Below are 25,838 nucleotides of genomic sequence, written 5' to 3'. Positions count from 1 at the left end.
TTATAATCTGTTTTAACAAGAGTCAATTGGACCGCCTACTACAAAAAAATGTAAAAAATATGCCAAGATCAGTAAATTCAGTTGCCAAAAGAGCCAGAAGAAAAAAGGTTCTAAAGCAAGCAAAAGGTTACTTTGGACGTCGTAAAAACGTTTGGACAGTAGCAAAAAACGCGGTGGACAAAGCGATGTTATACGCTTACAGAGACCGAAAAACCAAGAAAAGAAATTTCCGTTCTCTTTGGATCACCCGTATTAATGCAGGAGCCAGATTACACGGAATGTCTTATTCTCAATTTATGGGTAAAGTAAAAGTTGCAAATATCGACCTGAACAGAAAAGTTTTAGCCGATTTAGCTATGAACCACCCAGATGCGTTTAAAGCTGTAGTTAACAAAGTAAAATAATTTAAATACAAGATTAACGTTCTTATTAAAAATCCCGCTTGAAGAAGCGGGATTTTTTTTGCTTTATAAATCAATTACCTAGAACAACTTTCTTGAGGTATGGTAGTTTAAGTTTTTTGCTTTTTCTTTTTCGCAGCCGGGAACAGAACATTGTTTAGTATTAAACGATAGCCTGGAGAATTTGGATGGAGTTCCAGTTCGGTTTTAGGGTCTCCTACCCTATGCTGATAATCTTCGGGATCATGCCCTCCGTAAAAGGTGAAAAACCCTTGCCCTTTTATTCCATGGATATAGCGTGCTTCATTGTTAAACTTATTTTCACCAAGTACTAAAACTGTTGGTTTGAGGGTAGCAGGATCAAAGGCTGTGGTTTGCCCCATAAACCCTTTCACCAGGACCGTATGATTTTGATTGAGCATTGTTGGGATTGGATCCCATTTTGCTGAAAAGTCCATAAGGGTAAAATAATCACTTTCAAAAGGTATTCTGCGCTTTTCGGTCATATCAATAGAAGAAAATTCATAAACCATGGGACTTCGTTCCAAAGTAAACTCTGTAAATGCAAATGTTTTATCAAAATCGATCTTAGACTGATAACCTGGCTCACTGGGATCTCCATCAAACATTGGTTCTGCAATATCGATACCCTCTGCCGCGAGTGCTATATCAAAACTATCTGTAGCGCTGCACATAGCGAACATAAATCCACCTCCAACCACATAATTCCTGATCTTGAGCGCTACTGCCAGTTTTTCTTCTGAAACCTTATTAAACCCGAGTTTTGCAGCAAGAGCTTCTGCATCTGCCTTTTCCTGAATGTACCAGGGAGTAGTCCTGTAATTCCTGTAAAATTTACCATACTGACCGGTAAAATCCTCGTGATGCAAATGCAGCCAGTCATATAAAAGCAATGCATCTCCCAGCACCTCCGTATCATAAATAGTTTCGTATGGAATTTCGGCATAGGCTAAAACCATAGTAACCGCATCGTCCCAGGGCTTATTTCCCTGCGGGGCATATACCGCAATTTTTGGAGCTTTTTCAAGTACTATTGCGTCCATATTCATGGATGGACTTTGAATTTCTTCCAGAATACCTTCTGCTTTTCCGTTGCTTAACACTTCAAAAGAAACCCCTCTAATTTGGCATTCCCTTCTTAAAGCTTCTGTATCTGAAATCAAAAAAGAACCTCCGCGATAATTCAAAAGCCACTGGACATTAAGATTGTTTTCCAAGGCGTAATACGTAATTCCATAAGCCTTTAAATGATTGGCCTGCCCTTTGGCATCCATAGGTATAAGAATTACAGAAGCCTGAAGCTGAAAAACTCCCACAAACAAAAAGAGCATAAAGACAATCGTCCTTACACTCTTTTTATATCTTGTTCCGATAAATTTTCTATAGATTTCAAACCTATTAGCTGCTTCCTCAATAAAGAAATATGTATTGTTTGTTTTTACATTATTAAAAAGGTACGTCGTTATCATCATTATCAAAGTCGTTGTTCATTGAGCTCCCAAAAGCTTCGTCTGCACTTGGATTAGGCAAATTCGGAGTTTTGAAAGTATCATCATTTGCTGCTTCATTCATCTTTGAGTGAAATTCAAAAGGGGAATCAAAGTCGTCTAAATTATCAAATTTACCTAAATGACCAACAAATTTAAGACGAATATTTTCCAGGCCACCATTACGATGTTTTGCCACAATAAATTCCCCCTGCCCTTCGGTAGGAGAACGCTCTTCATCATCCCATTCGTCTATTTTATAATATTCAGGCCGGTAAATAAATGAAACTATATCGGCATCCTGCTCTATCGCTCCAGATTCCCGTAAATCACTCAATAATGGCCGCTTGCTTCCTCCTCTGGTTTCTACTGCCCGTGACAATTGAGAAAGTGCGATTACGGGTATGGCTAATTCTTTTGCCAGCGCTTTTAAGTTACGGGAAATTGTGGAAATTTCCTGTTCCCTGTTCCCTCCTTTTACGGAGCTTCCGGCTGTCATCAATTGCAAATAATCTACCACTATTAATTTTATACCGTGTTGAGAAGATAAACGTCTTGCTTTTGCTCTAAGATCAAAAATGGATAAGGAAGGTGTATCATCTATGAACAAGGGCGCTTTTTCAAGATCCTTTACCTTCACATTCAATTGCTCCCACTCATGGGTTTTAAGATCACCTGTTCTTAATTTTTCTGAAGACAATCCGGTTTCAGAAGAGATTAACCTGGTTATCAATTGTACAGCAGACATCTCCAGGGAGAAAAAAGCAACTGGTATATTGTGGCCAACAGCCATGTTTCTGGCCATAGACAAGGTTAGCGCTGTTTTCCCCATCCCCGGACGGGCTGCGATAATCACCAAATCACTTGGTTGCCATCCGGAAGTTAGTTTATCCAGCTTATCAAAACCGGAGGGAACCCCGCTTAATCCTTCCTTATTGGAAATTTCCTGGATACGGATCTTGGCCTGGATCACCAAACTATGTGCAGTCTCTGTAGATCGTTTTATATTCCCCTGCGTTACCTCGTATAATTTTGATTCTGCCTTATCTAAAAGATCAAAAACATCGGTTGCTTCGTCGTAGGATTCTTCGATGATTTCATTTGAAATTTTTATCAGGCTTCGCTGAATAAATTTCTGCAGAATGATACGGGCATGGAATTCAATATGTGCCGAAGATGCTACTTTTTGGGTAAGCTGGATGAGATAATATTCTCCTCCCACCTTATCGAGTTTTCCCTCTTTCCGCAATTGATTTGAAACAGTTAATAAGTCAATTGCCTCGGTATTATCAAAAAGGGTGCGTATCGCTTCATAGATGTGTTTATGCGCTGTTTTATAAAAAGCATCCGGCTGAAGGATATCGATGATTTCATCGACCCCCTTTTTATCAATCATCATTGCACCTAACACAACTTCTTCTAAATCAACCGCTTGCGGAGGTATTTTTCCTTTCTCAAGATTGATGACGTTATTAGAACTGTATTTCAGATTTTGTGGGACTGTAACTTTTTCCATAGTACAAAAGTAAAGAATTTTCGAAGGAAAGGGGTTCCTCTTAATGAACAAGTCATGAACATTTCACCTGTTGATAACTTGATTTTTTTGTTGATAAGGCCAAAAAAATCCGAAGCTGGTACCCCGGATATTTTTTAAATGATGCTATACTTTGATCTAGGATTTATAAACTCCCATATCAAGGTATTTATCTATTCTCTTATTCACTAATTCTGTTGGTGATAAGTTTTTAAATTCATCATAAGAAGAAATAATTGCATTTTTCACAGCTTCAAAAGTTTCCTCCCTATTGCTATGTGCTCCACCTAAAGGTTCTTTAACTATTTCGTCTATTAACTTCTGTTTCTTCATATCCTTTGCAGTAAGCTTCAAAGCTTCAGCGGCAATCTCTTTATATTCCCAGCTTCTCCATAAAATAGAAGAGCACGATTCCGGAGAAATTACAGAATACCAGGTGTTTTCCAACATAAGGACCTTATCTCCTACCCCTATTCCAAGGGCTCCACCGCTGGCACCTTCACCTATAATCACTACAATTATTGGCACTTTAAGTCGGGTCATTTCCATAATATTCCTTGCTATGGCTTCCCCCTGCCCTCTTTCCTCTGCTTCCAGGCCGGGATATGCACCCGGGGTATCTACAAGAGTAACAACAGGAACCCCGAATTTTTCAGCAGACTTCATTAGTCTTAATGCTTTGCGGTAGCCTTCAGGATTTGCCATTCCAAAATTCCGGTATTGCCTTGTCTTGGTATTAAACCCTTTTTGCTGTCCAATTAGCATAAAGCTTTGATCTCCTATTTTTCCCAAACCACCTATCATGGCTTTATCATCCTTCACGGTTCTATCCCCGTGCAGTTCTAAAAAAGTATTTCCGCAAATGGCATTTATATAGTCAAGCGTATAGGGTCTGTTTGGATGACGGGAAAGCTGAACTCGCTGCCAGGCTGTAAGATCTTTATAGATTTTCTTTTTGGTCTCTGCCAATTTTTTTTCTATTTGCTTGCAGGTAGCCGTAACATCAACATTGCTTTCGGAACCTATATTACAGGCTTTCTGGTACTGTTCTTCCAACTCTTTAATGGGTAATTCAAAATCTAAATATTCCATGTTAAGGTGCCGTATTTTTATTAGCTTACAAATATAACAAACTTTAAAAGGAAGAGTTCCTAAGATAACTTATTAATTTTCCGTTTTGTTTTAAGATACCCGTTAAGGATAACTGTACCAAGGATTATAGCGGCACCATAGTAGAATTGCGGATTCATTTGTTCTTTATTTCCGAAAATCAAAAATGCCAGGAAAATACCGTAAACCGGCTCCAGATTTATGGTAAGCATGATGGTATATGGGCTAAGATGTTTCATTACAGCAACCGAAGCGATAAAAGCATAGGCAGTACAAATGGAAGCCAATATTAATAGATACATCCAGTCTTGGGAAGAGAGCTTAAAAAATCCCGGCCCAAATCCAGAAGTACCTTCGCTTATCCAGGTCATTATTAAAAGATAGACGGTTATAGCTGCTACCCCGGTGGTTAATTCGTAAAATGAAATTACCGATGGCGCATTGTACTTTACCAGTTTTCCATTTATCAGGGTGAAAACAGCTCCCAGAAATGCCGAAATCAAAGCCAGTACGATCCCCAGAAAGTAATTGGTTTCTACTTTGAAAATAATGTAAAGCCCCAGCATAACTATTAATCCAAAAATTATCTCATAGCCTACAAATTTCCTTTTGTAGAATATAGGCTCTAGAATAGAAGTGAAAAATGCACCTGTGGAGAGCATTGCCAATGTAATAGACACATTAGAGACTTTAATGGCACCAAAGAAAGTTAACCAATGTAATGCGATTACCAATCCGGCTATTACTAGTAATATTAATTGCCGTGGAGCAACTTTAAGATCCTTCTTTTTCCATTTAATCCATATAAGTATAAATCCACTGGCAAGAAGCATTCTATACCAAACCAGTGGTACTGCATCTAATGATATGAGTGCACCAAGAACGGCGGTAAACCCCCATATAAATACGATAAAATGAAAATGCAGGTAACTTTTGAGTTTATCGTTTAGCATTAAACAGAAGATAAACAGCTAAAATGCCAAAAGTAATATTAGGAAGCCAAACTGCGAGAAGTGGAGAAAAAGTGGATTGTTCGGCAATAGTACCAAACACTTTATCAAAGAAAATAAAAACAAAAGCGAGAGAAATTCCCACGGCAAGGCTAACCCCCATTCCTCCGCGGCGTTTAACCGAAGAAACCGCTACAGCAATAATAGTGAGTATAAAGGCGGAAACAGGTAGACTCCAACGTTTATAGGCCACCACCAGATACCGGTTTAAATTAGCAGATCCCCTGCGTCTTTCCTGCTCAATAAATGTATTTAATTCATTATAATTTAAGGTTTCTGCGATATAATTTACCGGCGTAAGCGCATCAAATTCGAAAGGCAAAACCGTATCAAGCTGGCGGTAGTGTAAAATTTCATCCCCATTTTCTCCTATGATCCTTTTATCTACGTTAGATAAATTATAGATGCTGTCCTCCTCGTTATACTCAAGCCGGGAAGCACTCAGCTTAAAAATCATTTTATTTCCTTCAAAATGTTCCAAGGTAAAATTCCTTGCAACCTTTGTTTTTGGCTGAAAATTGCTGGCATAAATATATTCCGAATCATTGATCTGCCGGTAGACATCGATCGTTTCCTGAACTTCCGTTCCTTTTTTTAAATATTCATATTTAAATTCATTAAAACCTTTACTGGCTTTAGGCGCCATATACATACTAAGAACCAGTGCTCCCAAACAAACTATGGTAGCACCAATAAGGTACGGCCTCAAAAATCGCCAATAGGAAACTCCACTGCTCAAAAATGCAACTATTTCAGTATTATTAGCCAGTTTAGAGGTAAACCAGATTACAGAAAGAAATAGAAATAGTGGAAAAAGAAGATTTGCAAAATATATGGTGAAATCCCAGTAATATAAAGCTACTTCTATAAAAGGAACTTCGTTATCCAGAATCTTTCCAATTTTTTCAGCAAGATTTACGGTTATGCCTATTGGTATAAACAGGACAAGCATAAGGAAAAATGTTCCTAAATATCGTTTTAATATGTACCAATCAAGTATTTTCAAATTTACAGGCGCTTATCCATTTGCTTTACCATCATATTTTTCCAGGTAACAAAATCACCAGCCAAGATATGTTTTCTGGCTTCACGAACCAACCATAGGTAAAATCCAAGGTTGTGAATCGTTGCAATTTGTTTGCCAAGCATTTCATTCACCGTAAAAAGATGACGTAAATAAGCTTTGCTATATTCTGTATCTACCCAGGTGATCGCCATTTCATCTATTTGAGAAAAATCGTCGCACCACTTTTTATTTTTGATATTGATGGACCCGTGAGCTGTAAAAAGCATTCCGTTCCTTGCATTTCTCGTGGGCATAACACAATCAAACATATCAATTCCCAATGCGATATTTTCCAATATATTGATTGGGGTTCCTACTCCCATAAGATACCTTGGTTTATCCTCCGGAAGGATCTCCGTAACAACTTCGGTCATCGCATACATTTCATCTGCAGGTTCCCCTACAGAAAGCCCTCCAATCGCGTTTCCTTCGGCACCAACCGAGGCGATATATTCTGCAGATTGTTTCCGAAGATCTTTATAGGTACTTCCCTGGACTATTGGAAAAAAGGACTGTGTGTAATCATATTGGTATGGCGTTTTATCCAGGTGAGAAATGCACCTGTCCAGCCAGCGATGCGTCATATGCATAGATCTTTTTGCATATCGGTAATCACACGGGTATGGAGTACATTCATCAAAGGCCATAATAATATCTGCGCCTATAACCCGTTGAATTTCCATTACATTTTCAGGAGTGAAGGTATGAAAGGAGCCATCTATATGCGATTTAAATTTCACTCCTTCTTCTTTAATCTTCCTGTTATCGGAAAGGGAATACACCTGGTACCCCCCGCTATCTGTAAGTATATTCCGGTCCCAGTTAATAAATTTATGGAGCCCACCCGCCTTCTTCAAAATTTCTGTTGAAGGCCTTAAATATAGGTGATAGGTATTTCCCAAAATTACATCCGGGTTAATCTCTTCTTTTAATTCTTTTTGATGAACGCCTTTCACAGATCCCACGGTACCCACCGGCATAAAAATGGGAGTTTCAATAACGCCGTGATCAGTGGTAATTTTTCCTGCTCTTGCTTTACTACCGGGATCGGTAGTTAAAAGTTCAAAATTCATAGTATGATTTAAGTAGCGGCAAAGATACTTAACTAAACCACAATTAAAAGACCGCTAAAATTAAAAATTGTTAGTTAAAAAAGTCAATTCGTTGATAAACGGTGAATTCCGGCTTTGACATCAGTATATAAAAACATATTTTTGCAACATTCAAAAAATTAACAACACAACAATGCCAGACACACAACAATTAGAGAATTTCGTTACCCAGGTAAGACGAGACATCGTAAGACAGGTTCACAAAGTGAATTCCGGTCATCCTGGAGGTTCATTAGGCTGTGCCGAGTTCTTTTCAGCGCTTTATCAGGAGGTTATGGAACACAACAACAATTTTAGTATGGATGGAATAGGCGAAGATCTTTTCTTTTTATCTAATGGTCATATTTCTCCTGTTTTTTACAGCGTACTGGCCCGAAGCGGTTATTTTCCTATTGAAGAACTCAATACATTTCGCCTTATAAATTCCCGTTTACAAGGGCATCCTACAACGCACGAAGGATTGCCCGGAATTCGTATTGCCTCCGGTTCTTTAGGCCAGGGAATGAGTGTTGCAATTGGTGCAGCAGAAGCCAAGAAACTCAATAAGGATTCTCATCTTGTTTATACGCTTCACGGAGATGGAGAATTACAGGAAGGACAAAACTGGGAAGCTATTATGTATGCCTCAGCAAAAAAAGTAGACAATTTGATCTCCACTATAGATTTAAACGGACAACAAATTGACGGATCTACAGAACAAGTATTGCCGATGGGAAATCTGAAAGCAAAATTCCAGGCGTTTGGCTGGGAGGTTGTGGAGATAAAAGAAGGAAATAACCTCACTGAAGTGTTAGCCGGATTGAAAGAAGCAAAAAGCCGTACCGGAAAAGGAAAACCGGTGTGTGTTTTAATGACCACGGTTATGGGACATGGAGTAGATTTTATGATGCACACTCATAAATGGCACGGTGTAGCTCCAAATGATGAGCAATTGGAAGAAGCACTTTCACAAAATCCGGAAACCTTAGGGGATTATTAAAAGCCCCACCTAACCTCCCCGAAAGGGAGGAGTAAATAAAATTAGTAACATAATTAATAAAAACCTCATTCTCAATAAGGATTAGGGAAGGCACTTATGAAAAAATATACAAATACAGGAAATAAAGATACGCGCTCAGGCTTTGGAGAGGGATTGGCAGCACTGGGAAAAATCAACCAAAACGTGGTGGCCCTTTGTGCAGATCTTACCGGATCTTTAAAAATGGATGAATTTAAAAATAACCATCCTGAACGTTTTTTCCAGATTGGAATTGCAGAGGCGAATATGATTGGGATTGCAGCCGGGATGACCATTGGCGGAAAAATCCCGTTTACCGGGACTTTTGCTAATTTCTCTACGGGAAGAGTTTATGACCAGATCCGTCAAAGTGTAGCATATTCAGATAAAAATGTGAAGATATGTGCTTCTCACGCCGGACTTACTTTGGGAGAAGATGGTGCAACCCACCAAATCCTGGAAGATATAGGATTGATGAAGATGTTACCGGGAATGACCGTTATCAATACGTGTGATTTCAATCAAACCAAGGCAGCAACAATTGCAATTGCAGATCATCACGGACCTGTTTATTTAAGATTCGGAAGGCCAAAAGTGGCAAATTTCACTGCTGAAGATCAGAAATTTGAGATTGGGAAAGCGCTAAATTTAACCGAAGGTAAAGACGTTACCATTATTGCAACCGGACATTTGGTTTGGGAAGCTTTACAGGCTGCAGAACAATTGGAAGAAAAAGGCATAAGTGCTGAAGTGATCAACATTCACACAATTAAACCATTGGATGAAGCAGCAATTTTACGATCGGTTAAAAAAACCGGATGTGTGGTAACTGCTGAGGAACATAACTTCCTTGGAGGACTTGGGGAAAGCGTTGCCCGAACATTAACGATGAACCATCCAACGCCACAGGAATTTGTTGCCACAAAGGATACTTTTGGAGAAAGTGGTACCCCGGAACAATTGATGGAAAAATACGGACTGAATGCTGAAGCGATTGTAAAGGCTTCAGAAAAAGTGATAGGCCGAAAATAAAATTGGAATAAATTAGATTTTTAAGCCCTTCAAACTCAGTGTTTGAAGGGTTTTTCTACTTTTAATCAGAATAAATGGCACATTAACTGCGTTATAAAAAGCAAACATAAATATAATACTTATGAAAAAATTGATTTTAGCGGCCCTGGTTTTCTGTGGTGGTACGGCAATTGCCCAATCTACTTACGGTATAAAAGGAGGATTAAATTATGGTGCAACAGGAGAATATGAAAATTTTTCTCAGGTAGCAGGAGATGCCTCTTCCATTGAAGATGGAAATAACAAAACCGGATATCACCTGGGAATCTTCGGGAAATTAGAATTCTTAGGAATTTTCCTTCAGCCAGAATTGGTCTACACCAACTTAAACACAGAGTATAATAATTTCGATTATAAAATTGATAAAATAGATGCTCCCATCCTGGTAGGGATGAACCTTTTAGGTCCTTTACATATTAAAGCGGGTCCTTCCTTTCAATATATATTGAACAACGAGTTGGAAAACTCTTCCTTTAAAATTTCTGAAGTAGAAAATGAAATCACGTTGGGATATCAATTAGGAGCTGGAATAAACTTAGGTCGACTTGGATTTGACCTTAGATATGAAGGGGCTTTTAAAGAAAATAACGCTTTTGGAGATGCTGCGGCAGATACTAATTTTAGAATAGATTCCCGACCGTCTCAATGGATTTTAGGCGTTTCTTATAACCTGAAGTAGAAATCCCGCCCGAACGGGATGGGCAAGGATCAGGGAAAATAAATCTACTGGTGGAATTAAATTAAAAAAAAGCCGCGAAATCCGCGGCTTTTTTATGTCTCAAATTTTTGAACCTTAGAAGGTATCCGGATCAAGGTAGTCTGGCGTACCATTTCCATTGCTATCCGGGAATTCAATACTTCCGTCTTCATTTATTATTATTTCGTCCCTTGTAGGAGTTCCATCGCCATCATCATCCTGGTCCAAATAATTTGGAGCAGTATCCCCGTCTGAATCATCGTTTCTTAAAATACGGTTATTATCAAGATCCTCCATCCAGGAAGGAATACCATCTTGATCGTGATCTGCCTGGTTTACTCTGTATAATTGAAAACTAAAAATAAGCGGGCTGTAAGCCGGGATTGTTGATGTTCCACTCGCGAAGTATGCAAGACCGGAAGGAACAAAAACAGCTCCTATTCCAAAATCATTTTCCCACGTAACTGTATTATCATCATTTACCTCAAAACCCGAAGCTCCCCCAAATTCTACAAGAGCTTCTGTTAAGCCGGTAACAGCAATCCCTTGATTAGCCTGGGTTAAAGTTCCCGGGTGATCGAACCACACAGGGTTCACTGTATTATCAAAGACAGTTCTATTCAATAATTCTCCTTTATAATTCTGAAATGTAGAATCTGCAAAAGTAGGGTGCTCCCCTACTCCTTCCCTGATTTTCAAAATGTAAATAGTAAAATCCACCTCATTTCTGGTAATAATTTCTGTAGACAAGAGATTTGATTCAATTAAAGGCTTTTTATTAGAATTCTCACCGGAAATAGTATCAAACCTAATTTTGTAATCAAATCCCTCTGAAGGATTTTCAAAATCCTCCACGTTATAAAAATGTGTTTGTAAATAAGAAATAATGGCTTCATCATCCGCAATAGCCTGTTCTCCCATATCTCTTGGAGGAACCACTTCCGGCCCGTTATCATCATCACTTTTGCAGGCTATAAAAAATGTGCTTAACAGCACACCAATAATCAACAATCTGGTCAATCTCATACTTAATTAATTTTAAGGCCGCAAGATACAATAATCTTGTATTTTTGCTTAAGATTTAGTTAGTTTTAAGATTCAGATTTATGAGAGTGGATAAGTTTTTATGGTGTGTGCGCTATTTTAAAACCAGAAGTTTGGCTACCGAGGCATGCAGAAAGGGAAAAGTAAAAATTGGGGGAGCCAATGTAAAAGCTTCCCGCGAGGTTTATGCAACCGATAAAATAAGGGTGCGTAAAAATCAAATCGATTATGAAATTGAAGTTTTGGACTTGCCCACAAGCAGAGTGGGTGCTAAAATAGCAGGTTTATATGTGAATGATATTACCCCAAAAGAGGCTTTTGACAAAATGGAACTTCTAAAATATTCCAAGGATTATTACAGAAAAAAAGGATCGGGAAGACCAACAAAAAAAGACAGAAGGGATATTGACGATTGGGTTGAAAGTCCAGAAAATGAGAAAAAGGAAGACACAGCTCCGGAAAATGAAAAAAAGGAATGAATTTAAATGAAACATATTGGGCTTCCCGTTACAGGGAAGATGAAACCGGTTGGGACCTAAACAGGATTTCCCCGCCTTTGAAAGAATTTATAGACCAGCTAGAAGACAAAACTATAAAAATCCTGATTCCAGGAGCAGGAAATGCCTATGAAGCGGAATATTTATTTTCAAAAGGATTTGAGCAGGTGCATGTCCTTGATATTGCCAGAGAACCTCTTGAAAATTTAAAGCTGCGTGTTCCTTCTTTTCCAGAGGAAAATTTACACAATGTAGACTTCTTTAAATTTCATGATACTTTTGACCTTATCCTGGAACAAACTTTTTTTTGTGCACTACCCATTGAGAAAAGAAATTTGTATGCAAAAAAAATGACTTCCTTATTGAAAAATAACGGGAAACTGGTTGGTTTGTTTTTTAATATGGAATTTAAAAAAAAAGGACCGCCTTTTGGAGGAAATAAAGAAGAATATTTAACCTATTTTGGTACGGAATTTAACATTGAAATTTTAGAAAACTGTACGAATTCTATTCCGCCAAGACAGGGAAATGAATTATTTTTTATTTTTAAGAAAAACTAAAAACCATGCCAGCATCCAATATAATATTAAACAATCAGCAAATAGAGCACAAAATAAAACGTATTGCCTACCAAATTTATGAGAGCAATTTGAATGAAACCGAACTTATTCTTGCAGGGATATCCAAAAGCGGTTTTTTGTTTGCCAAAAGATTGAAAACGATACTAGAAGAAATTTCAGATCTAAAGATTGAGCTTTGTGAGGTGAAAATAGATAAGAAAAATCCATTAAAAAAAATAGAAACCTCCTTACCATCTTCAGCATATATAAATAAATCCATCGTGCTCACAGATGATGTTTTGAATTCTGGAGCTACTTTAATCTATGGAGTTAAACACTTCCTTGAAGTACCTTTAAAACAGTTTAAAACTGCAGTACTGGTAGACCGAAGTCATAAAAAATTCCCTGTTAAAGCAGATTTTAAAGGGATCTCGTTATCGACCTCGTTCAACGAAATGGTTCAGGTGCACTTTTCAAAAGGCAAAGACACAGTAGAATTACTTTAAATTTTCGATGATTTCATCCACGATACTATCTATATCCTTGCCCTCTACTGGTATCTTCCAATGGGCCTGATTATAATAGTAACTGCGTTCAAACAGGTGCTTTCTAATAAAATCTTCAAGATCTTCATCGCTTTTCAGGTGACTTATGAGTGGTCTCGTGTCCTTTTCTGAAGCAAGACGATTGGTAAGAAACCCAACAGAAGCCTTTAAATATATTAGTACGGAATCCTTTCCATTGAGTATCATTTCGAGGTTATTGGCATAACAAGGAGTCCCACCACCCAATGAAATCAATAAAGAAGCAGGATCTTCCAACACATCCTGCAAGACCTGATTTTCCCTTTTTCTGAAAAAAAGCTCCCCTCTACTTTTAAAAATCTCAGGAATAGATTTATGTTCTATCAAAGCAATTTGGTCATCTATATCAATAAGCGGGAACTTTAGTTTTTCAGCCAGTCGTTTTGCTACAACAGATTTACCGGAACCCATATAGCCGCAAAGGAATATTTTCATAGGTAGATATTTATTGTTTTTTATTGGACATATGTAATTCGCATATCTTCATAAATGTTTTTGTCGTATTCGCGTTATGCTCATTTCATAATAATTTATTTATAATTTAAACTAAATGTGATGCCAATCACAAAATTCGTATAAACTCTAAACCTCATTCTATACTGAAAAAGAGGGGTTTAGAATTTAAATTAAAACATTTGCAAATTTATATTAAATTCCTCTTGAAAAATAAATTAATGATAGTATATTTGCACCCGCATTTAAGAAATAATGCATCACTGGATTTGGTAGCTCAGTTGGTAGAGCATCTCCCTTTTAAGGAGAGGGTCCTGGGTTCGAGCCCCAGCCAGATCACAAAAATAAGTTCATAAAAAACACAACGATTTGGTAGCTCAGTTGGTAGAGCATCTCCCTTTTAAGGAGAGGGTCCTGGGTTCGAGCCCCAGCCAGATCACAAAAACAAGTTCAAATCTTGTTGGGCGAGAAGTTTATCCTGAGTGTAGCTTTTTAGCGAAATCGAAGGAAGCCCCAGCCAGATCACAAATTGAAATATTGATTAAACCAGTCAAAAATCCTGATCTAAGTAAAGGACAGGAATCCACTGTAAAATCAATATCTTTAAGTTCTCTAATTTCTGATTAAGTCGGAATAGTTTTTTTAACAGCCTTTTGGAAATTCATTTTCTAATAGCCCATTTGCCCGGGTGCTGGAATTGGTAGACAGGCATGGTTGAGGGCCATGTGTTCATTAGGGCGTGCGGGTTCAAGTCCCGCTCCGGGTACTTTATTCTTCTATTATCCCTTTATTTACAAGTATTTACAAAACATCTGTGTAAACATATTTTTGGTGATAATTTAAACAAACTTTCTACTTATAGTTTTCGCTATATTTTCTGCGCCTATTTTATCTTTAAAATTCGTAATGTACTAAGGGATACAAAAAATCATATTAGCGCTCTTTCTATATTAACAAGTAACGGTGGAAACTTGGGATCAAATGATATTTATGGGGAGCTAGAAAATTATGCATATAATTTAGTTAGTCTATAGAGGAAGAATTTCACATCTTTGACACCTCTAAACGAAGCTCTGAATTCTTTTATTTTGGCATTAAAAGATTCGGCGGAAGCATTGGTGCTTCTGTTGTTAAAATAGTTTAGTATGGTCTCGTAGTGCATCTGTACAGACCTGGCAATGGTATTGAAAGACTTGAATTCAGAGTTTTCAACTTTGTTGTACCAATGTGCCAATTTTAGCCTTGCTACATCTTTATTTGTGTTGTTTCTAAAAACGTAGCTTAGCTCTTGAGAGAGGTTGTATGCTTTTTCAATAGTTGGGTATAGATCAAATAATATTTCAGCTCTTTCCATTTGTCTTGCTGTCCATTTGGCTTTGGGTTTAAACAATAGGTATCGGCCTCTAGCGAGTAACTGCCGCTGTGTATCCCCATTACCAAGAAACTCTGGTTTATATGCTTTTTCATTTTTCCTGGCTTCTTCAATAGCTTTATTTTCTTCTTCTATAATTTCCCACCTTAATCGGATACGTTCTTCTTGCACTGCTTCTGAGGCTAGTTTTTGAACATGGAACCTATCTGTAACTATTTCGGTTTTAGGGAAACATTTTTTGGCGATCAAATTCATGCTTCCAGCCATATCCACAGTAACTTCTTTTACCATATTGCGCCTTTCTACGGAGATTTTTTTAAGTACCTTAATAACATCATCCGCTTTGGTTCCTTTAACGATGGCTACTATGCTGCCTTTCTTTCCCTTGGCTGCTTTGTTTGTGAGAATCGTGAAAAGCTCACCATTGGATAAAGAGGTTTCATCTAGGCTTAAATATTTGCCCAAGTTCTTTCCATAGAGCAGCCAATTTTGTGAATGCTCCTTTTGCGTCCAATCCTTGAAGTCGCTAAGATGATTTTTGTAGTGGTACTGAAGCGCTTTGCCATTGGTCTTATAATAGTCACCAAACCGTTTGGCACTTACCGCGTGGGTATCAAGCGATACCTTTTAAAAAAGAGGCAAACTCATTAGTTATCCGAGTGCCTTTAGCTATAAGGTTCCAATCTCTTTTTACTATCTCTCCTGTAGCGACCAGGGTCCAACGTCTTCGTTTTATATGAAGCAATACGGATTTGCCCCTAAGCGGAAAATCTTCAACCGTTATCTCCGGTAAGAAGCCTTTGGATTGCGCAATTTCTGACTGATGTTCTTTGGGAAGTATGTTCTTCTCTTCTAAATAGAAATGAACCTTGTCTGCTGATGATTTATGACTAATGATCTCAAAATATTCTAATATGCCTTCTGGCAATAAATAGCGGGCTAATTCTATGTCCAAGTTTTTAGTGTTTTTCTTGCAAAGATACATTTCTCCCCAAGTTTTTATCTTGATCCGAAACTTGCAAGGCACGTCCTAAAGAAGAATTATCCAGTTTTGATGAGATAATGCCCTAACGAGATGGGTGTGTTTTGAGCAATAATATTCATTGGTGCATTAAAAATAAAGCTTGGCATTTCTTTTATTACACTCACTTTTCGAAAATAAGGCATTAAATATCAGTGCTTTAATAATTCCAAAGGATCATTTCTCCTTTCAAAATATTTTTTTTGTTTAACTTTTTGTCTAATTAATTAAACATTTAACATTTTAATATAATTAACAACTATTAATTTTGTTTAGTTTTGTCTATCTTGTTTAAACAATTATGGAACACTTAAAACAAAATTTTAGCATTAAAGATCTTGAACATCTTAGTGGAATAAAAGCCCACACAATCAGGATCTGGGAAAAGCGGTATAACATCCTTACTCCCGACCGAACCGACACGAATATTCGAAGCTATGATCTTAGCAGTCTTCAGAAGATCTTAAACGTTACATTCCTCAATGGACATGGCTATAAAATTTCCAGGATCGCTAAGCTTAGCAATGAGGAGGTAGGGAAAATGGTAAAAGAGGTTGCTGCCAGTTCAAGTGAGCAAAACAGGGCAATAAATTCTTTTAAAATTGCAATGATAAATTTTGACCAGGTTCTATTTAATAATACCTATGAAAAACTATTGGAATCCAAGAACTTCAGGGATATTTTCCATCACATTTTCCTTCCATTACTAGAAGAAATTGGGTTGCTTTGGCAAACAGATACCATTAATCCGGTACACGAACATTTCCTGGTAGGCTTGATAAAACAGAAATTATATCTTAATATTGCCCTTTTGGAAAATGGCAGCTCCTATGATAACGATGAATTGTTTGTGCTTTTTTTACCGGAAAATGAAATTCACGATCTCGGGATTTTATATCTCAATTATGAATTGAATTTACATAAAAAGAAAACTATATATTTAGGGCCAAGCATGCCAATGGCCGATATGAAATATCTATTAGAAATTCATCCAAACCCAAAATTTATCAGTTACCTTACCATTGCTCCTAAAGATCTTTCAGAATTCGTTGAGGAATTTGAAAGAGAACTGTGCTTTGATAAAAAACGTGAATTGAGTTTATTTGGTGCCAGGATTCAGGCTGCAGATCCAATAAACCAGAAAGAAAACATCCATATCTATAAATCTATTCCTGAATTCGCTAACCAATTAGCCTTATAATGAGTAAGGAAGTAAGTATCATTGGCTCTGGATTCGCATCCCTTTCAGCATCCTGTTATCTGGCCAGAGAAGGTTTTGATGTGACCATCTACGAAAAAAATAACAGCGTTGGAGGTAGGGCCAGGCAATTGAAAAAGGAAGGTTTTACTTTTGACATGGGACCTTCATGGTATTGGATGCCTGATGTTTTTGAACGCTTTTTTGCCGATTTTGATAAATCCCCTTCCGATTATTATCAGCTGGATAAACTAAATCCAGCTTACAAAGTTTTCTTCGGAAATGATGAAAACATCCTTATTGAAGATACGCTTGAAAAAATATATGCTGCATTTGAAAAGGAAGAGACCGGTAGTTCTATACAACTAAAGAAATTTATAGCTCAGGCCCAAAGCAATTATGAAATCGCCATCAAGGATTTGGTGTATCGTCCGGGAGTTTCTCCCTTGGAGCTTGTAACACCGGAAACCATCAAAAAGATAGGACAGTTTTTTAGTACAATTTCAAAAGATGTACGGAAAGAGTTCAAAAATAAAAAGCTGATCCAGTTGTTAGAATTCCCTGTTCTCTTCCTTGGAGCAAAACCCAGTGATACTCCTTCATTTTACAGTTTTATGAATTATGCCGACTTTGGACTTGGCACCTGGCATCCCAAAGGTGGTATGTATAAAGTCATTGAAGGAATGGAATCCCTCGCAAGATCGCTGGGGGTTAAGATTGAAACCAATTCGGCTGTTGAAAAGATCAACATATCTAATAAAATTGTATCTTCCATTACAATTGATGGAAAAGAAATTGCAACAGATTTAGTTGTAAGCGGTGCAGATTATCATCACAGTGAAACTTTGCTGGACCCTAAATATCGCCAATATTCAGAATCTTATTGGAACAAAAAGACCTTTGCCCCTTCTTCTCTTTTGTTTTATATAGGATTTGACAAAAAGTTGAAAAACATTCATCATCACAATTTATTCTTTGATGTTGATTTTGATGCACATGCAAAAGAAATATATGATGAACCAAAATGGCCTGAAGAGCCTTTATTTTATGCAAATTTCACTTCAGTAACCGATCCGGGATCGGCTCCTGAAAACTGTGAAAATGGATTTTTCCTTGTTCCAATTGCTCCGGGACTGGAGGACAATGAAAAACTTAGAGAGAACTATTTTGAGAAAATCATGGATAGGTTTGAAAAACTAACAAACCAGAAGGTTCGTGAACACATACTATTTAAAGAATCTTTTTGTGTAAATGATTTTATAAAAGATTACAACAGCTATAAAGGAAATGCTTATGGAATGGCAAACACACTTTTACAAACTGCATTTTTAAGACCTAAATTAAAGAGCAGTAAAGTAAAAGGACTATTTTTTACCGGTCAACTTACCGTGCCGGGACCAGGTGTGCCACCTTCATTAATATCCGGTAAGTTAGTATCAGGACTCATTCAAAAAGAATTATTATGAAATCCATTTTTGACACGGTTTCAAGGACCTGCAGCAAAGCAGTAACCAATGCCTACAGTACCTCATTTTCTTTAGCAACAAAAATGCTGGCACCTTCCATACGTCAGGATATTTACAACATCTACGGATTTGTTCGTTTTGCAGATGAAATTGTAGATTCCTTTCATGAGTATGATAAAGAGCTGCTTTTGGACGAATTTTCAGCCGATCTTTTCAAAGCGATCAAAATGAAGATAAGTCTTAACCCAATCCTCAATTCTTTTCAGGAAACGGTTCATAAATATGATATTGACCCCTCCCTCTATAATGCTTTTTTAAAAAGCATGAGATTAGATTTGCATAAATCCACCTATCTCACCCAGGAGGAATATAAAGAATACATTTACGGAAGTGCAGATGTGGTTGGCCTAATGTGCCTGAAGGTTTTTGTAAAGGGAAACCAAAAAAAGTATGATGAACTACGGGAATCTGCCATGAGTCTTGGTTCTGCATTTCAAAAAGTGAATTTCCTGAGGGACCTTAAAGCAGATTTTGAGGATTTAAGCCGAAGTTATTTTCCGGACACCAATTTGGATGCCCTGGATGAAGTAAGCAAACAGAAAATAATAGCAGAGATTGAAGCCGATTTTAAATCGGGATTATATGGGATATCCAAATTGCCTGCGGAAGCTAAATTTGGCGTTTATACCGCTTATATTTACTATAGTAAATTGCTAAACAAACTAAAAAAAGTACCTTCGCTGGAGATTAAAAACAAACGAATTAGTGTGCCAAATTATCAGAAAGCGGGACTGCTTGCTAAATCTTATATTTCGTACAGATTAAATATTTTATAATGGAAACACTGCTTTGGATCGTGGTTTTTGTAGCCACATTTTTGATGATGGAAGGGATGGCTTGGTTCACTCACAAATATGTTATGCATGGGTTCTTATGGAACCTCCATAGTGACCATCATAAAAAAGATCATAAACATTGGTGGGAACGCAACGACCTGTTTTTTGTATTTTATGCGGTGGTAAGTATAGGATTTTTTCTTCTTTGGAGACTCGAAGCAGTTTGGATTGCTTTACCAATTGGTTTGGGAATTCTTGCTTATGGAATTGCCTATTTCACGGTTCATGATATTTTTATCCACCAACGGTTCAAGATATTCAGAAATGCGAATAACAGGTATGCCAAGGGAGTTCGACGTGCACATAAAATGCATCATAAGCATCTTGGGAAAGATGAAGGAGAATGCTTCGGAATGCTTTGGGTTCCTTTGAAATATTTTAGAAAATAAAAAAACCACTATATGTGGAGCAGTAATTTTTATTATGTTATTGTAGGCGGCGGCTTGGCCGGCCTTCAGCTCGCATTGGAATTTAGCAGAGATTTATTTTTTAAAGGTAAATCCATTGCAATAATAGATCCTAACCTAAATAATCAGGGCGATAAGACCTGGTGTTTTTGGGAGAAGGGAGCCGGAAAATGGGATGATATTGTTACTAAAAACTGGGAAAAGGCAAAATTTATTTCTTCCACCACAAATAAGACCCTGGAGCTTTCACCTTATACGTATAAAATGATCCGTTCTGTTGATTTTTATACCAAAGTCAAGAAAGAACTGGAGGCAACTGGAGATTTTCATTTCATTGAAGATGAAATCACAACAATTGATCCCGTGAGAATGATAGCCGAAGGGCGAAAAAGAGGCTACACGGCTACGCATTTTTTTGATAGCAGAATTTCTTCAGAATACCTTGAAGATCCTAAATCTTCAAAAATATTTCAGCATTTTAAAGGATGGGTAATTGAAACCGAAAAACCTCAATTTGACAGGTCTGTATTCACTATGATGGACTATCGACTTAAATTCAAGGAAAGTACAAGTTTCACCTATGTTTTACCTCTTTCGGAAAATAAAGCCCTGGTAGAATTCACCTTTTTCACCCCCTTTTTAACCGAAGAGGCGGTTTATGATGAATACCTGAAAAATTATATTGAACATATTCTCAAGATCGAAAATTATAAGATCACAGAATCTGAAATGGGAGTTATCCCCATGACAGATTATCCATTTCACTCAGAAAGCATTCCCGAGATCACCAAAATTGGAACCGGAGGCTCCTGGGTTAAAGGCTCTACCGGATATTCTTTTAAGCATACAGAAAAAAAGGTGGCACAAATCATCGAGAATATTCACGCCGGGAAAGCACCTTCAAAAGATTTAATAAAAAATCGATTTGGCTGGTACGACGGAATTTTTCTGGATGTGCTTAAGGAAAACAATGATTTAGGGGAGGATATCTTCAGTAAATTTTACACCAAAAATACCCCCCAGGAAATATTTAAATACCTGGATGAAGAAACATCTCTTTCAGAAGAAATAAAAATTATGATTTCTCTTTTTCATCCAGTGTTTATAAAATCGTTTTTTAGGAAAACATTTTAAATTCTCATCCTATCGGGAAAAACCAATTAGGGATTTTTCATTGGATTCTTAGATGCGGCTATTTATTGTTTTAATGGTCTCCCGATAGCTACCCGGAAGCAATTCGTATATTTCATCGGTGTTGGTATCGTATTCCCTTTATGATCATTTCATACCGATTTTTTCATCCAGGAGCTCATCGATAGTTTTTCTTACATTATCACTGTTCCAATCTGCAGCTCCCACTTTCCTAATCACTATATTACCGGTTTTATCGATTAAAAAGGTGGTGGGAAGCGTATTTCCATTTAGTGGCGCCGGAGCTTCGCTAAGCGGCCGAAAAGCAGGTAAGGTGTAATTTTTTCTATACAAAAACCCACGAACTGTTTCATGGTCTTCAGAAGAGACAAACAGAAAATCAATTTTGTCCCCATAATCTTCATACAGCAACTGAAAGCTAGGCATTTCTGCAATACAGGGAGGGCACCAGGTAGCCCAAAAATTAACGAGGACCACTTTTCCTTCTAAATCCGAAAAATCCATTCGATCCTTATTATTCTTCTCTAAAGTCCAGTTATAATGTGCAATAGCAGTCCTATCCTCCTCCGATGTGACTGAAGGGCTAAAAGCAATCAGTTCATTGACGAATATTTGTATTGGTTTACGCGTTCCCGGGATTATCATCGCGAGGATTATTACAACAATAACTATGTTTAACCATTGATTTTTAAAGAGCTTCATTTTTTTACTATTAAATAGTAAAGAAACGTAAATTACCAACAGAGTGCAAGAAAGCCCCTGCTTTATCCTTCTTTCAAATTAAGTTTTTTGGTTATTGAAAGAAGTTCCTTTCTAAGAAATTCTATGGACTCCTCCATTGTTTTAATTTTCCCATTGGTACCATTTTGATGATGAGGCGCTAACACATTGCTTATTTTCCCCCGAACCATCATTATTTCCTTTATCTCATGTATTGAAAAGCTAAGTTCTTCGGTCGAATCTGGATTATCATTTTCAAAGATAAAGACATCCGGCTCATTAGTCTCTTTGAATCTTTTAATTAGCAAGGATTCCTTTGTCCCAATTATCACAAGAGAACCATCCAGGATTTGATCCCATTTATTTTGCTTCTGGGTTATTACAACATCTCCGGGAAATATTGTAGGAATCATACTTTCACCTTCGGCTTCAAAAAGACGATGTTCCAGTGTAGCATTAAAACCGGGAATCCTATACCATTCATAATCTTCTGTAGTAATTTCCTTCGACAAATTTTTAACATATCCTGCATGGGCCTTTATTTTAACGTAGGGCACAAACCCATTTAAAGGAGATATTCTTATTAGATGGTTATCTCCCTTTAGAATATAATCTGTGGTGACGTCGTAAAGTTCACTCAAACCAACCACATGTTCTGCAACAATACCATTTTGAGAGTTTTCTATTAAAGAATAAGCGGCCTGAGAGATGAAAAGATTTTCTGCCACGAACTGTTGTGAAAATTGTCTAGTTTTTCTTAACTGTTTAAGTCGGTTTCCTAAATCTATCCTGTTGAGCATAATAGAGTTTATAGATGGATGAATAGTATTATAAAGGTCGGACATATATTCAACGATTGTTTCTTTTATAATTGCAAATAGTAAAAGCCCCGGCATCAGTATAAACATAAGTTAACAAAATGTTAATAGCACGGTATTATTGTCAAAATAAGAGAATAATAACAAGTGGCAAAAGCAATATTTTAATAATTCATTTTTCTAGGTGGGAATTAATTCAACTCCGCAGGAGCCGCTTAGGTGATATGCTAGGGGAAGAAAAAGCTGGAATTTAGATGAAATCCGTTTTGAACGGGAAAACGTCTAGAAATGAAGCTGTATGGTAGGATTAAAATGAAAACCCCCGAAATTTGATTTCCGGGGGTTTTTAAATTAAAATAAAATTTAGCCTCTAAGCGACGTTTTGCTTTTTGATAAGGTTCAAGGCAGATCCATGTTTATACCATTCAATTTGAGGTTGGTTATAGGTATGGTTTGTTTTAATCACATCTTTACTACCATCTGCATGCAACACTTCTATGGTTAAAGGAGTATCTGGTGCAAAATTTTCAAGGTCAATAAAATTAAAAGTATCATCCTCCTGAATTAAATCGTAATCGTTTTCATTTTGGAAGGTTATCCCCAACATTCCCTGTTTTTTCAAGTTTGTTTCGTGGATACGAGCAAAAGATTTCACCAATACTACTCTCACACCCAAATGTCGAGGCTCCATGGCTGCATGCTCACGGGAAGAACCTTCCCCGTAGTTATGATCTCCTACAACTACCGTGGGGATTCCTGCTGCTTTATAAGCTCTCGCTACTGCCGGCACACCATCATATTCGCCATTAATTTGATTTTTAACGAAATTGGTTTTCTTATTGAAAGCGTTTATAGCACCAATAAGCATGTTATTGGAAATATTATCAAGGTGCCCACGGTATCTCAACCAAGGTCCAGCCATAGAAATATGATCTGTAGTACATTTTCCAAAGGCCTTAATAAGCAATCTTGCGCCCATTAGGTTATCACCTTTCCAGGCATCAAAAGGTTCCAATAACTGTAACCTTTCACTGTCTGCAGCTACCTTAACTTCCACATTTCCATTTTCAGAAGGAGCTACATACCCAGGGTCCTCAACGTCAAATCCTTTTGGAGGCAATTCAATTCCTGTTGGTTCATCCAACATTACTTCTTCTCCATCTTCGTTAAGCAATGTATCTCTGGTAGGATCAAAATCCAATCTTCCTGAAATTGCAATAGCAGCAACCATTTCCGGGGAACCTACAAAAGCGTGTGTGTTTGGATTTCCATCGGCACGTTTGGAAAAGTTTCTATTGAAGGAGTGGACGATCGTATTCTTTTCATCTCCTTTTCGGTCACTTCTATCCCATTGTCCAATACAAGGTCCACAGGCATTTGTGAAAATTGTAGCATCAAGTTCTTCAAATATTTTCAACAAACCATCACGCTCTGCTGTGAAACGAATCGTTTCTGAACCGGGATTGATACCGAAATCAGATTTTGCTTTTACTTTTTTATCTACCGCCTGTTTTGCGATAGAAGCTGCACGCGTAAGATCTTCATAAGATGAGTTGGTACAAGAACCTATCAGTCCCCAGTCTACATTTATTGGCCAGTCATTTTCTTTTGCTTTTACAGCCATTTCAGAAATTGGGGTTGCAAGATCGGGAGTGAAAGGTCCGTTTAAGTGAGGTTTTAATTCGGAAAGATTAACTTCTATCAATTCATCAAAATATTGCTCCGGATTTGCATATACTTCATCGTCACCTGTAAGATGCTCTCTTACTTTATTGGCGGCCTGTGCAACATCGGCTCTGTTTGTAGCATTCAGGTAACGTTCCATAGAATCGTCATATCCAAAGGTTGAAGTCGTTGCTCCTACTTCAGCCCCCATATTACAAATTGTTCCCTTTCCAGTACAGGACATAGAACGTGCACCTTCACCAAAATATTCTATAATTGCTCCGGTACCACCTTTTACGGTAAGAATTCCTGCAACTTTTAAGATCACATCCTTTGCAGATGTCCATCCGGAAAGTTTCCCTGTTAATTTCACCCCAATAAGTTTCGGGAATTTAAGCTCCCAGGCCATACCGGCCATAACATCCACAGCATCTGCACCACCTACTCCAATGGCTACCATTCCCAAGCCACCGGCGTTTACCGTATGAGAATCCGTTCCTATCATCATTCCGCCCGGAAATGCATAATTCTCCAAAACTACCTGGTGAATAATACCCGCGCCTGGCTTCCAGAATCCTATTCCATATTTATTTGATACAGACTCAAGGAAATCAAATACCTCAGAGCTGCTCTTATTGGCTGCCTGAAGATCTATTGCAGCGCCCATTTTTGCCTGAATAAGGTGATCACAATGTACTGTGGTTGGAACCGCTACGGTTTTCTTACCGGCCTGCATAAATTGCAATAAGGCCATTTGAGCAGTTGCATCCTGACAGGCAATCCTATCTGGTGCAAAATCTACATAATCTTTACCTCTTGTAAAGGCTTCTTTGGTTTCCCCATCCCATAAATGAGAGTAAAGTATTTTTTCTGAAAGGGTTAAAGGTTTTCCAACAATTTCGCGGGCTTTATTAACTCGGTCGGCCATTTGGCTATAGACCTTTTTAATCATATCAATATCGTATGCCATATTTATAAGGGTTTTTTTGTTCTAAAAAAGTCTTGCAAAATTACGAATTTCGATCCGAAATTAAAAATCAGAACCATATTTCAGTATTTTGTAACAATAATTTAAGATTATTTAATTTTGGCTATAGAATATTTGGCGAAAATCAAAATAACCTCTTTATTTTTAGAATTTGATAAAAGGAAGGTGTTTTTCTATTTATTTTTAGAACCGGATTCCTGTAATTTTTTTAAGGATTTCTTCTGAAATAAATAGAAAACAGGGGCCAGAAAAGGTAGCAGAAACATGGAAGCTACCAGAAATATTTTGCGATAAATCCTGGATTTGATAATATCAATAAGGATGAGAAGCCAAAATAGAACTATTGCTAAAACAACAAACCAGTAAAAGATTTCGTTTATAGCGGTTTCTATTTCTTTTGCTTGAAGCAATAAGGCGGAAATCCAAAGAAGGAAAAATATAACTGAAGCAACTATCTTATATTGAAGTAATTTTTTAATCATACTTCAAGA

24 protein-coding genes, 3 tRNA genes and 1 pseudogene are annotated in these 25,838 nt (G+C 37.4%); 15 read left to right on the top strand and 13 right to left on the bottom strand.

Annotated elements, in window-relative coordinates:
* The first annotated feature begins 59 nt into the window (after nucleotides 1–59).
* Nucleotides 60–404, top strand: coding sequence for a 50S ribosomal protein L20 (gene rplT, locus GILLI_RS14160; RefSeq protein WP_006989809.1), 345 nt, complete (start codon nucleotides 60–62; stop codon nucleotides 402–404).
* Nucleotides 405–511: 107 nt separating this feature from the next.
* On the opposite strand, the gene GILLI_RS14155 is transcribed toward rplT, so the two are convergent.
* The 6 genes from GILLI_RS14155 to tgt all read right to left on the bottom strand — a co-directional run bounded on the left by GILLI_RS14155 (nucleotide 512) and on the right by tgt (nucleotide 7,702).
* Nucleotides 512–1,753 (bottom strand): asparagine synthetase B, encoded by a 1,242-nt coding sequence (locus GILLI_RS14155; protein ID WP_156798740.1) that lies wholly within the window; start codon nucleotides 1,751–1,753, stop codon nucleotides 512–514.
* 115 nt (nucleotides 1,754–1,868) lie between these two features.
* A complete protein-coding gene (dnaB, locus tag GILLI_RS14150) occupies nucleotides 1,869–3,425 on the bottom strand; it encodes a replicative DNA helicase (protein WP_006989807.1) in 1,557 nt (518 codons plus the stop codon).
* A 156-nt stretch (nucleotides 3,426–3,581) separates the two neighbouring features.
* Nucleotides 3,582–4,535 (bottom strand): acetyl-CoA carboxylase carboxyltransferase subunit alpha, encoded by a 954-nt coding sequence (locus tag GILLI_RS14145; RefSeq protein WP_006989806.1) that lies wholly within the window; start codon nucleotides 4,533–4,535, stop codon nucleotides 3,582–3,584.
* Nucleotides 4,536–4,594: 59 nt separating this feature from the next.
* Nucleotides 4,595–5,506, bottom strand: a complete 912-nt coding sequence (locus GILLI_RS14140) for a DMT family transporter (RefSeq protein ID WP_006989805.1) — start codon at nucleotides 5,504–5,506, stop codon at nucleotides 4,595–4,597.
* A complete protein-coding gene (locus tag GILLI_RS14135; protein ID WP_006989804.1) occupies nucleotides 5,493–6,569 on the bottom strand; it encodes an LptF/LptG family permease in 1,077 nt (358 codons plus the stop codon). The genes GILLI_RS14140 and GILLI_RS14135 overlap by 14 nt, the downstream gene beginning before the upstream one ends.
* A 2-nt stretch (nucleotides 6,570–6,571) precedes the next feature.
* The gene (tgt, locus tag GILLI_RS14130; RefSeq protein WP_006989803.1) at nucleotides 6,572–7,702 is read right to left on the bottom strand and encodes a tRNA guanosine(34) transglycosylase Tgt; all 1,131 of its coding nucleotides are present in this window, start codon (nucleotides 7,700–7,702) and stop codon (nucleotides 6,572–6,574) included.
* Nucleotides 7,703–7,859: 157 nt separating this feature from the next.
* Here tgt and GILLI_RS14125 point away from each other — a divergent pair, with 157 nt between their 5' ends.
* The 3 genes from GILLI_RS14125 to GILLI_RS14115 all read left to right on the top strand — a co-directional run bounded on the left by GILLI_RS14125 (nucleotide 7,860) and on the right by GILLI_RS14115 (nucleotide 10,488).
* Nucleotides 7,860–8,720: a transketolase gene (locus GILLI_RS14125; protein WP_280985193.1), complete on the top strand. Its 861-nt coding sequence runs from the start codon at nucleotides 7,860–7,862 to the stop codon at nucleotides 8,718–8,720.
* A 96-nt stretch (nucleotides 8,721–8,816) separates the two neighbouring features.
* The gene (locus tag GILLI_RS14120; RefSeq protein WP_006989801.1) at nucleotides 8,817–9,770 is read left to right on the top strand and encodes a transketolase family protein; all 954 of its coding nucleotides are present in this window, start codon (nucleotides 8,817–8,819) and stop codon (nucleotides 9,768–9,770) included.
* 121 nt (nucleotides 9,771–9,891) lie between these two features.
* Nucleotides 9,892–10,488 (top strand): outer membrane beta-barrel protein, encoded by a 597-nt coding sequence (locus GILLI_RS14115; protein ID WP_006989800.1) that lies wholly within the window; start codon nucleotides 9,892–9,894, stop codon nucleotides 10,486–10,488.
* A gap of 114 nt (nucleotides 10,489–10,602) precedes the next feature.
* Here the strand turns inward: GILLI_RS14115 and GILLI_RS14110 are convergent, their stop codons facing one another.
* Nucleotides 10,603–11,532, bottom strand: coding sequence for an FKBP-type peptidyl-prolyl cis-trans isomerase (locus GILLI_RS14110; RefSeq protein WP_006989799.1), 930 nt, complete (start codon nucleotides 11,530–11,532; stop codon nucleotides 10,603–10,605).
* 80 nt (nucleotides 11,533–11,612) lie between these two features.
* Between GILLI_RS14110 and GILLI_RS14105 the strand changes: the two genes are divergently transcribed.
* Genes GILLI_RS14105 through GILLI_RS14095 form a run of 3 tightly spaced genes read left to right on the top strand, consistent with a single transcriptional unit; the run spans nucleotide 11,613 to nucleotide 13,113 of the window.
* On the top strand, nucleotides 11,613–12,029 hold the full coding sequence (locus GILLI_RS14105) for an RNA-binding S4 domain-containing protein (protein WP_006989798.1): 417 nt from the start codon (nucleotides 11,613–11,615) through the stop codon (nucleotides 12,027–12,029).
* On the top strand, nucleotides 12,026–12,607 hold the full coding sequence (locus tag GILLI_RS14100) for a class I SAM-dependent methyltransferase (protein WP_006989797.1): 582 nt from the start codon (nucleotides 12,026–12,028) through the stop codon (nucleotides 12,605–12,607). The genes GILLI_RS14105 and GILLI_RS14100 overlap by 4 nt, the downstream gene beginning before the upstream one ends.
* Before the next feature lie 5 nt (nucleotides 12,608–12,612).
* Nucleotides 12,613–13,113, top strand: a complete 501-nt coding sequence (locus tag GILLI_RS14095; protein WP_006989796.1) for a phosphoribosyltransferase family protein — start codon at nucleotides 12,613–12,615, stop codon at nucleotides 13,111–13,113.
* Here GILLI_RS14095 and GILLI_RS14090 read toward each other — a convergent pair.
* Nucleotides 13,105–13,626, bottom strand: coding sequence for a shikimate kinase (locus GILLI_RS14090; RefSeq protein WP_006989795.1), 522 nt, complete (start codon nucleotides 13,624–13,626; stop codon nucleotides 13,105–13,107). The two genes, GILLI_RS14095 and GILLI_RS14090, sit on opposite strands and share 9 nt — an antisense overlap.
* 284 nt (nucleotides 13,627–13,910) lie before the next feature.
* On the opposite strand from GILLI_RS14090, the gene GILLI_RS14085 reads away from it, so the two are divergent.
* The 3 genes from GILLI_RS14085 (at nucleotide 13,911) to GILLI_RS14075 (ending at nucleotide 14,410) form a co-directional block, all read left to right on the top strand.
* Nucleotides 13,911–13,983: transfer RNA gene (locus tag GILLI_RS14085), tRNA-Lys, on the top strand.
* Between the two features lie 27 nt (nucleotides 13,984–14,010).
* Nucleotides 14,011–14,083 (top strand) — tRNA-Lys (locus GILLI_RS14080).
* 243 nt (nucleotides 14,084–14,326) lie between these two features.
* Nucleotides 14,327–14,410: transfer RNA gene (locus GILLI_RS14075), tRNA-Leu, on the top strand.
* 240 nt (nucleotides 14,411–14,650) lie between these two features.
* On the opposite strand, the pseudogene GILLI_RS18185 reads toward GILLI_RS14075, so the two are convergent.
* Both GILLI_RS18185 and GILLI_RS18720 read right to left on the bottom strand, forming a co-directional pair.
* Nucleotides 14,651–15,574: pseudogene (locus tag GILLI_RS18185) on the bottom strand (ISAon1 family transposase); the annotation flags it as partial.
* A gap of 55 nt (nucleotides 15,575–15,629) precedes the next feature.
* Nucleotides 15,630–15,971: an ISAon1 family transposase N-terminal region protein gene (locus GILLI_RS18720; protein WP_040507074.1), complete on the bottom strand. Its 342-nt coding sequence runs from the start codon at nucleotides 15,969–15,971 to the stop codon at nucleotides 15,630–15,632.
* Nucleotides 15,972–16,338: 367 nt separating this feature from the next.
* Here GILLI_RS18720 and GILLI_RS14060 point away from each other — a divergent pair, with 367 nt between their 5' ends.
* From GILLI_RS14060 to GILLI_RS14040, 5 genes are read left to right on the top strand one after another with little or no spacing between them, the layout of a single operon-like run.
* Complete coding sequence (locus GILLI_RS14060) at nucleotides 16,339–17,238, top strand: MerR family transcriptional regulator (protein ID WP_006989793.1); 900 nt, start codon at nucleotides 16,339–16,341, stop codon at nucleotides 17,236–17,238.
* Entirely contained in the window at nucleotides 17,238–18,701 is a 1,464-nt protein-coding gene (locus GILLI_RS14055) for a phytoene desaturase family protein (protein ID WP_006989792.1), read from the top strand. The genes GILLI_RS14060 and GILLI_RS14055 overlap by 1 nt, the downstream gene beginning before the upstream one ends.
* Entirely contained in the window at nucleotides 18,698–19,537 is an 840-nt protein-coding gene (locus GILLI_RS14050) for a phytoene/squalene synthase family protein (protein WP_006989791.1), read from the top strand. The genes GILLI_RS14055 and GILLI_RS14050 overlap by 4 nt, the downstream gene beginning before the upstream one ends.
* Nucleotides 19,537–19,986: a sterol desaturase family protein gene (locus GILLI_RS14045; RefSeq protein ID WP_006989790.1), complete on the top strand. Its 450-nt coding sequence runs from the start codon at nucleotides 19,537–19,539 to the stop codon at nucleotides 19,984–19,986. The genes GILLI_RS14050 and GILLI_RS14045 overlap by 1 nt, the downstream gene beginning before the upstream one ends.
* Nucleotides 19,987–19,998: 12 nt before the next feature.
* The gene (locus GILLI_RS14040) at nucleotides 19,999–21,138 is read left to right on the top strand and encodes a lycopene cyclase family protein (RefSeq protein WP_006989789.1); all 1,140 of its coding nucleotides are present in this window, start codon (nucleotides 19,999–20,001) and stop codon (nucleotides 21,136–21,138) included.
* A 144-nt stretch (nucleotides 21,139–21,282) separates the two neighbouring features.
* Here GILLI_RS14040 and GILLI_RS14035 read toward each other — a convergent pair whose 3' ends face one another.
* The 3 genes from GILLI_RS14035 to GILLI_RS14025 form a co-directional block, all read right to left on the bottom strand.
* On the bottom strand, nucleotides 21,283–21,858 hold the full coding sequence (locus GILLI_RS14035) for a TlpA family protein disulfide reductase (protein ID WP_006989788.1): 576 nt from the start codon (nucleotides 21,856–21,858) through the stop codon (nucleotides 21,283–21,285).
* A 62-nt stretch (nucleotides 21,859–21,920) separates the two neighbouring features.
* Nucleotides 21,921–22,721, bottom strand: a complete 801-nt coding sequence (locus tag GILLI_RS14030; protein WP_245545635.1) for an XRE family transcriptional regulator — start codon at nucleotides 22,719–22,721, stop codon at nucleotides 21,921–21,923.
* A 343-nt stretch (nucleotides 22,722–23,064) separates the two neighbouring features.
* Complete coding sequence (locus GILLI_RS14025) at nucleotides 23,065–25,329, bottom strand: aconitate hydratase (RefSeq protein ID WP_006989786.1); 2,265 nt, start codon at nucleotides 25,327–25,329, stop codon at nucleotides 23,065–23,067.
* Nucleotides 25,330–25,838: the final 509 nt, after the last annotated feature.

Origin of the sequence: Gillisia limnaea DSM 15749 (assembly GCF_000243235.1) — a bacterium.
GTDB classification, from domain to species: domain Bacteria; phylum Bacteroidota; class Bacteroidia; order Flavobacteriales; family Flavobacteriaceae; genus Gillisia; species Gillisia limnaea.
The sequence above is the reverse complement of the archived record's forward strand: the minus strand, read 5'-3'. Positions and strand labels throughout refer to the sequence as shown.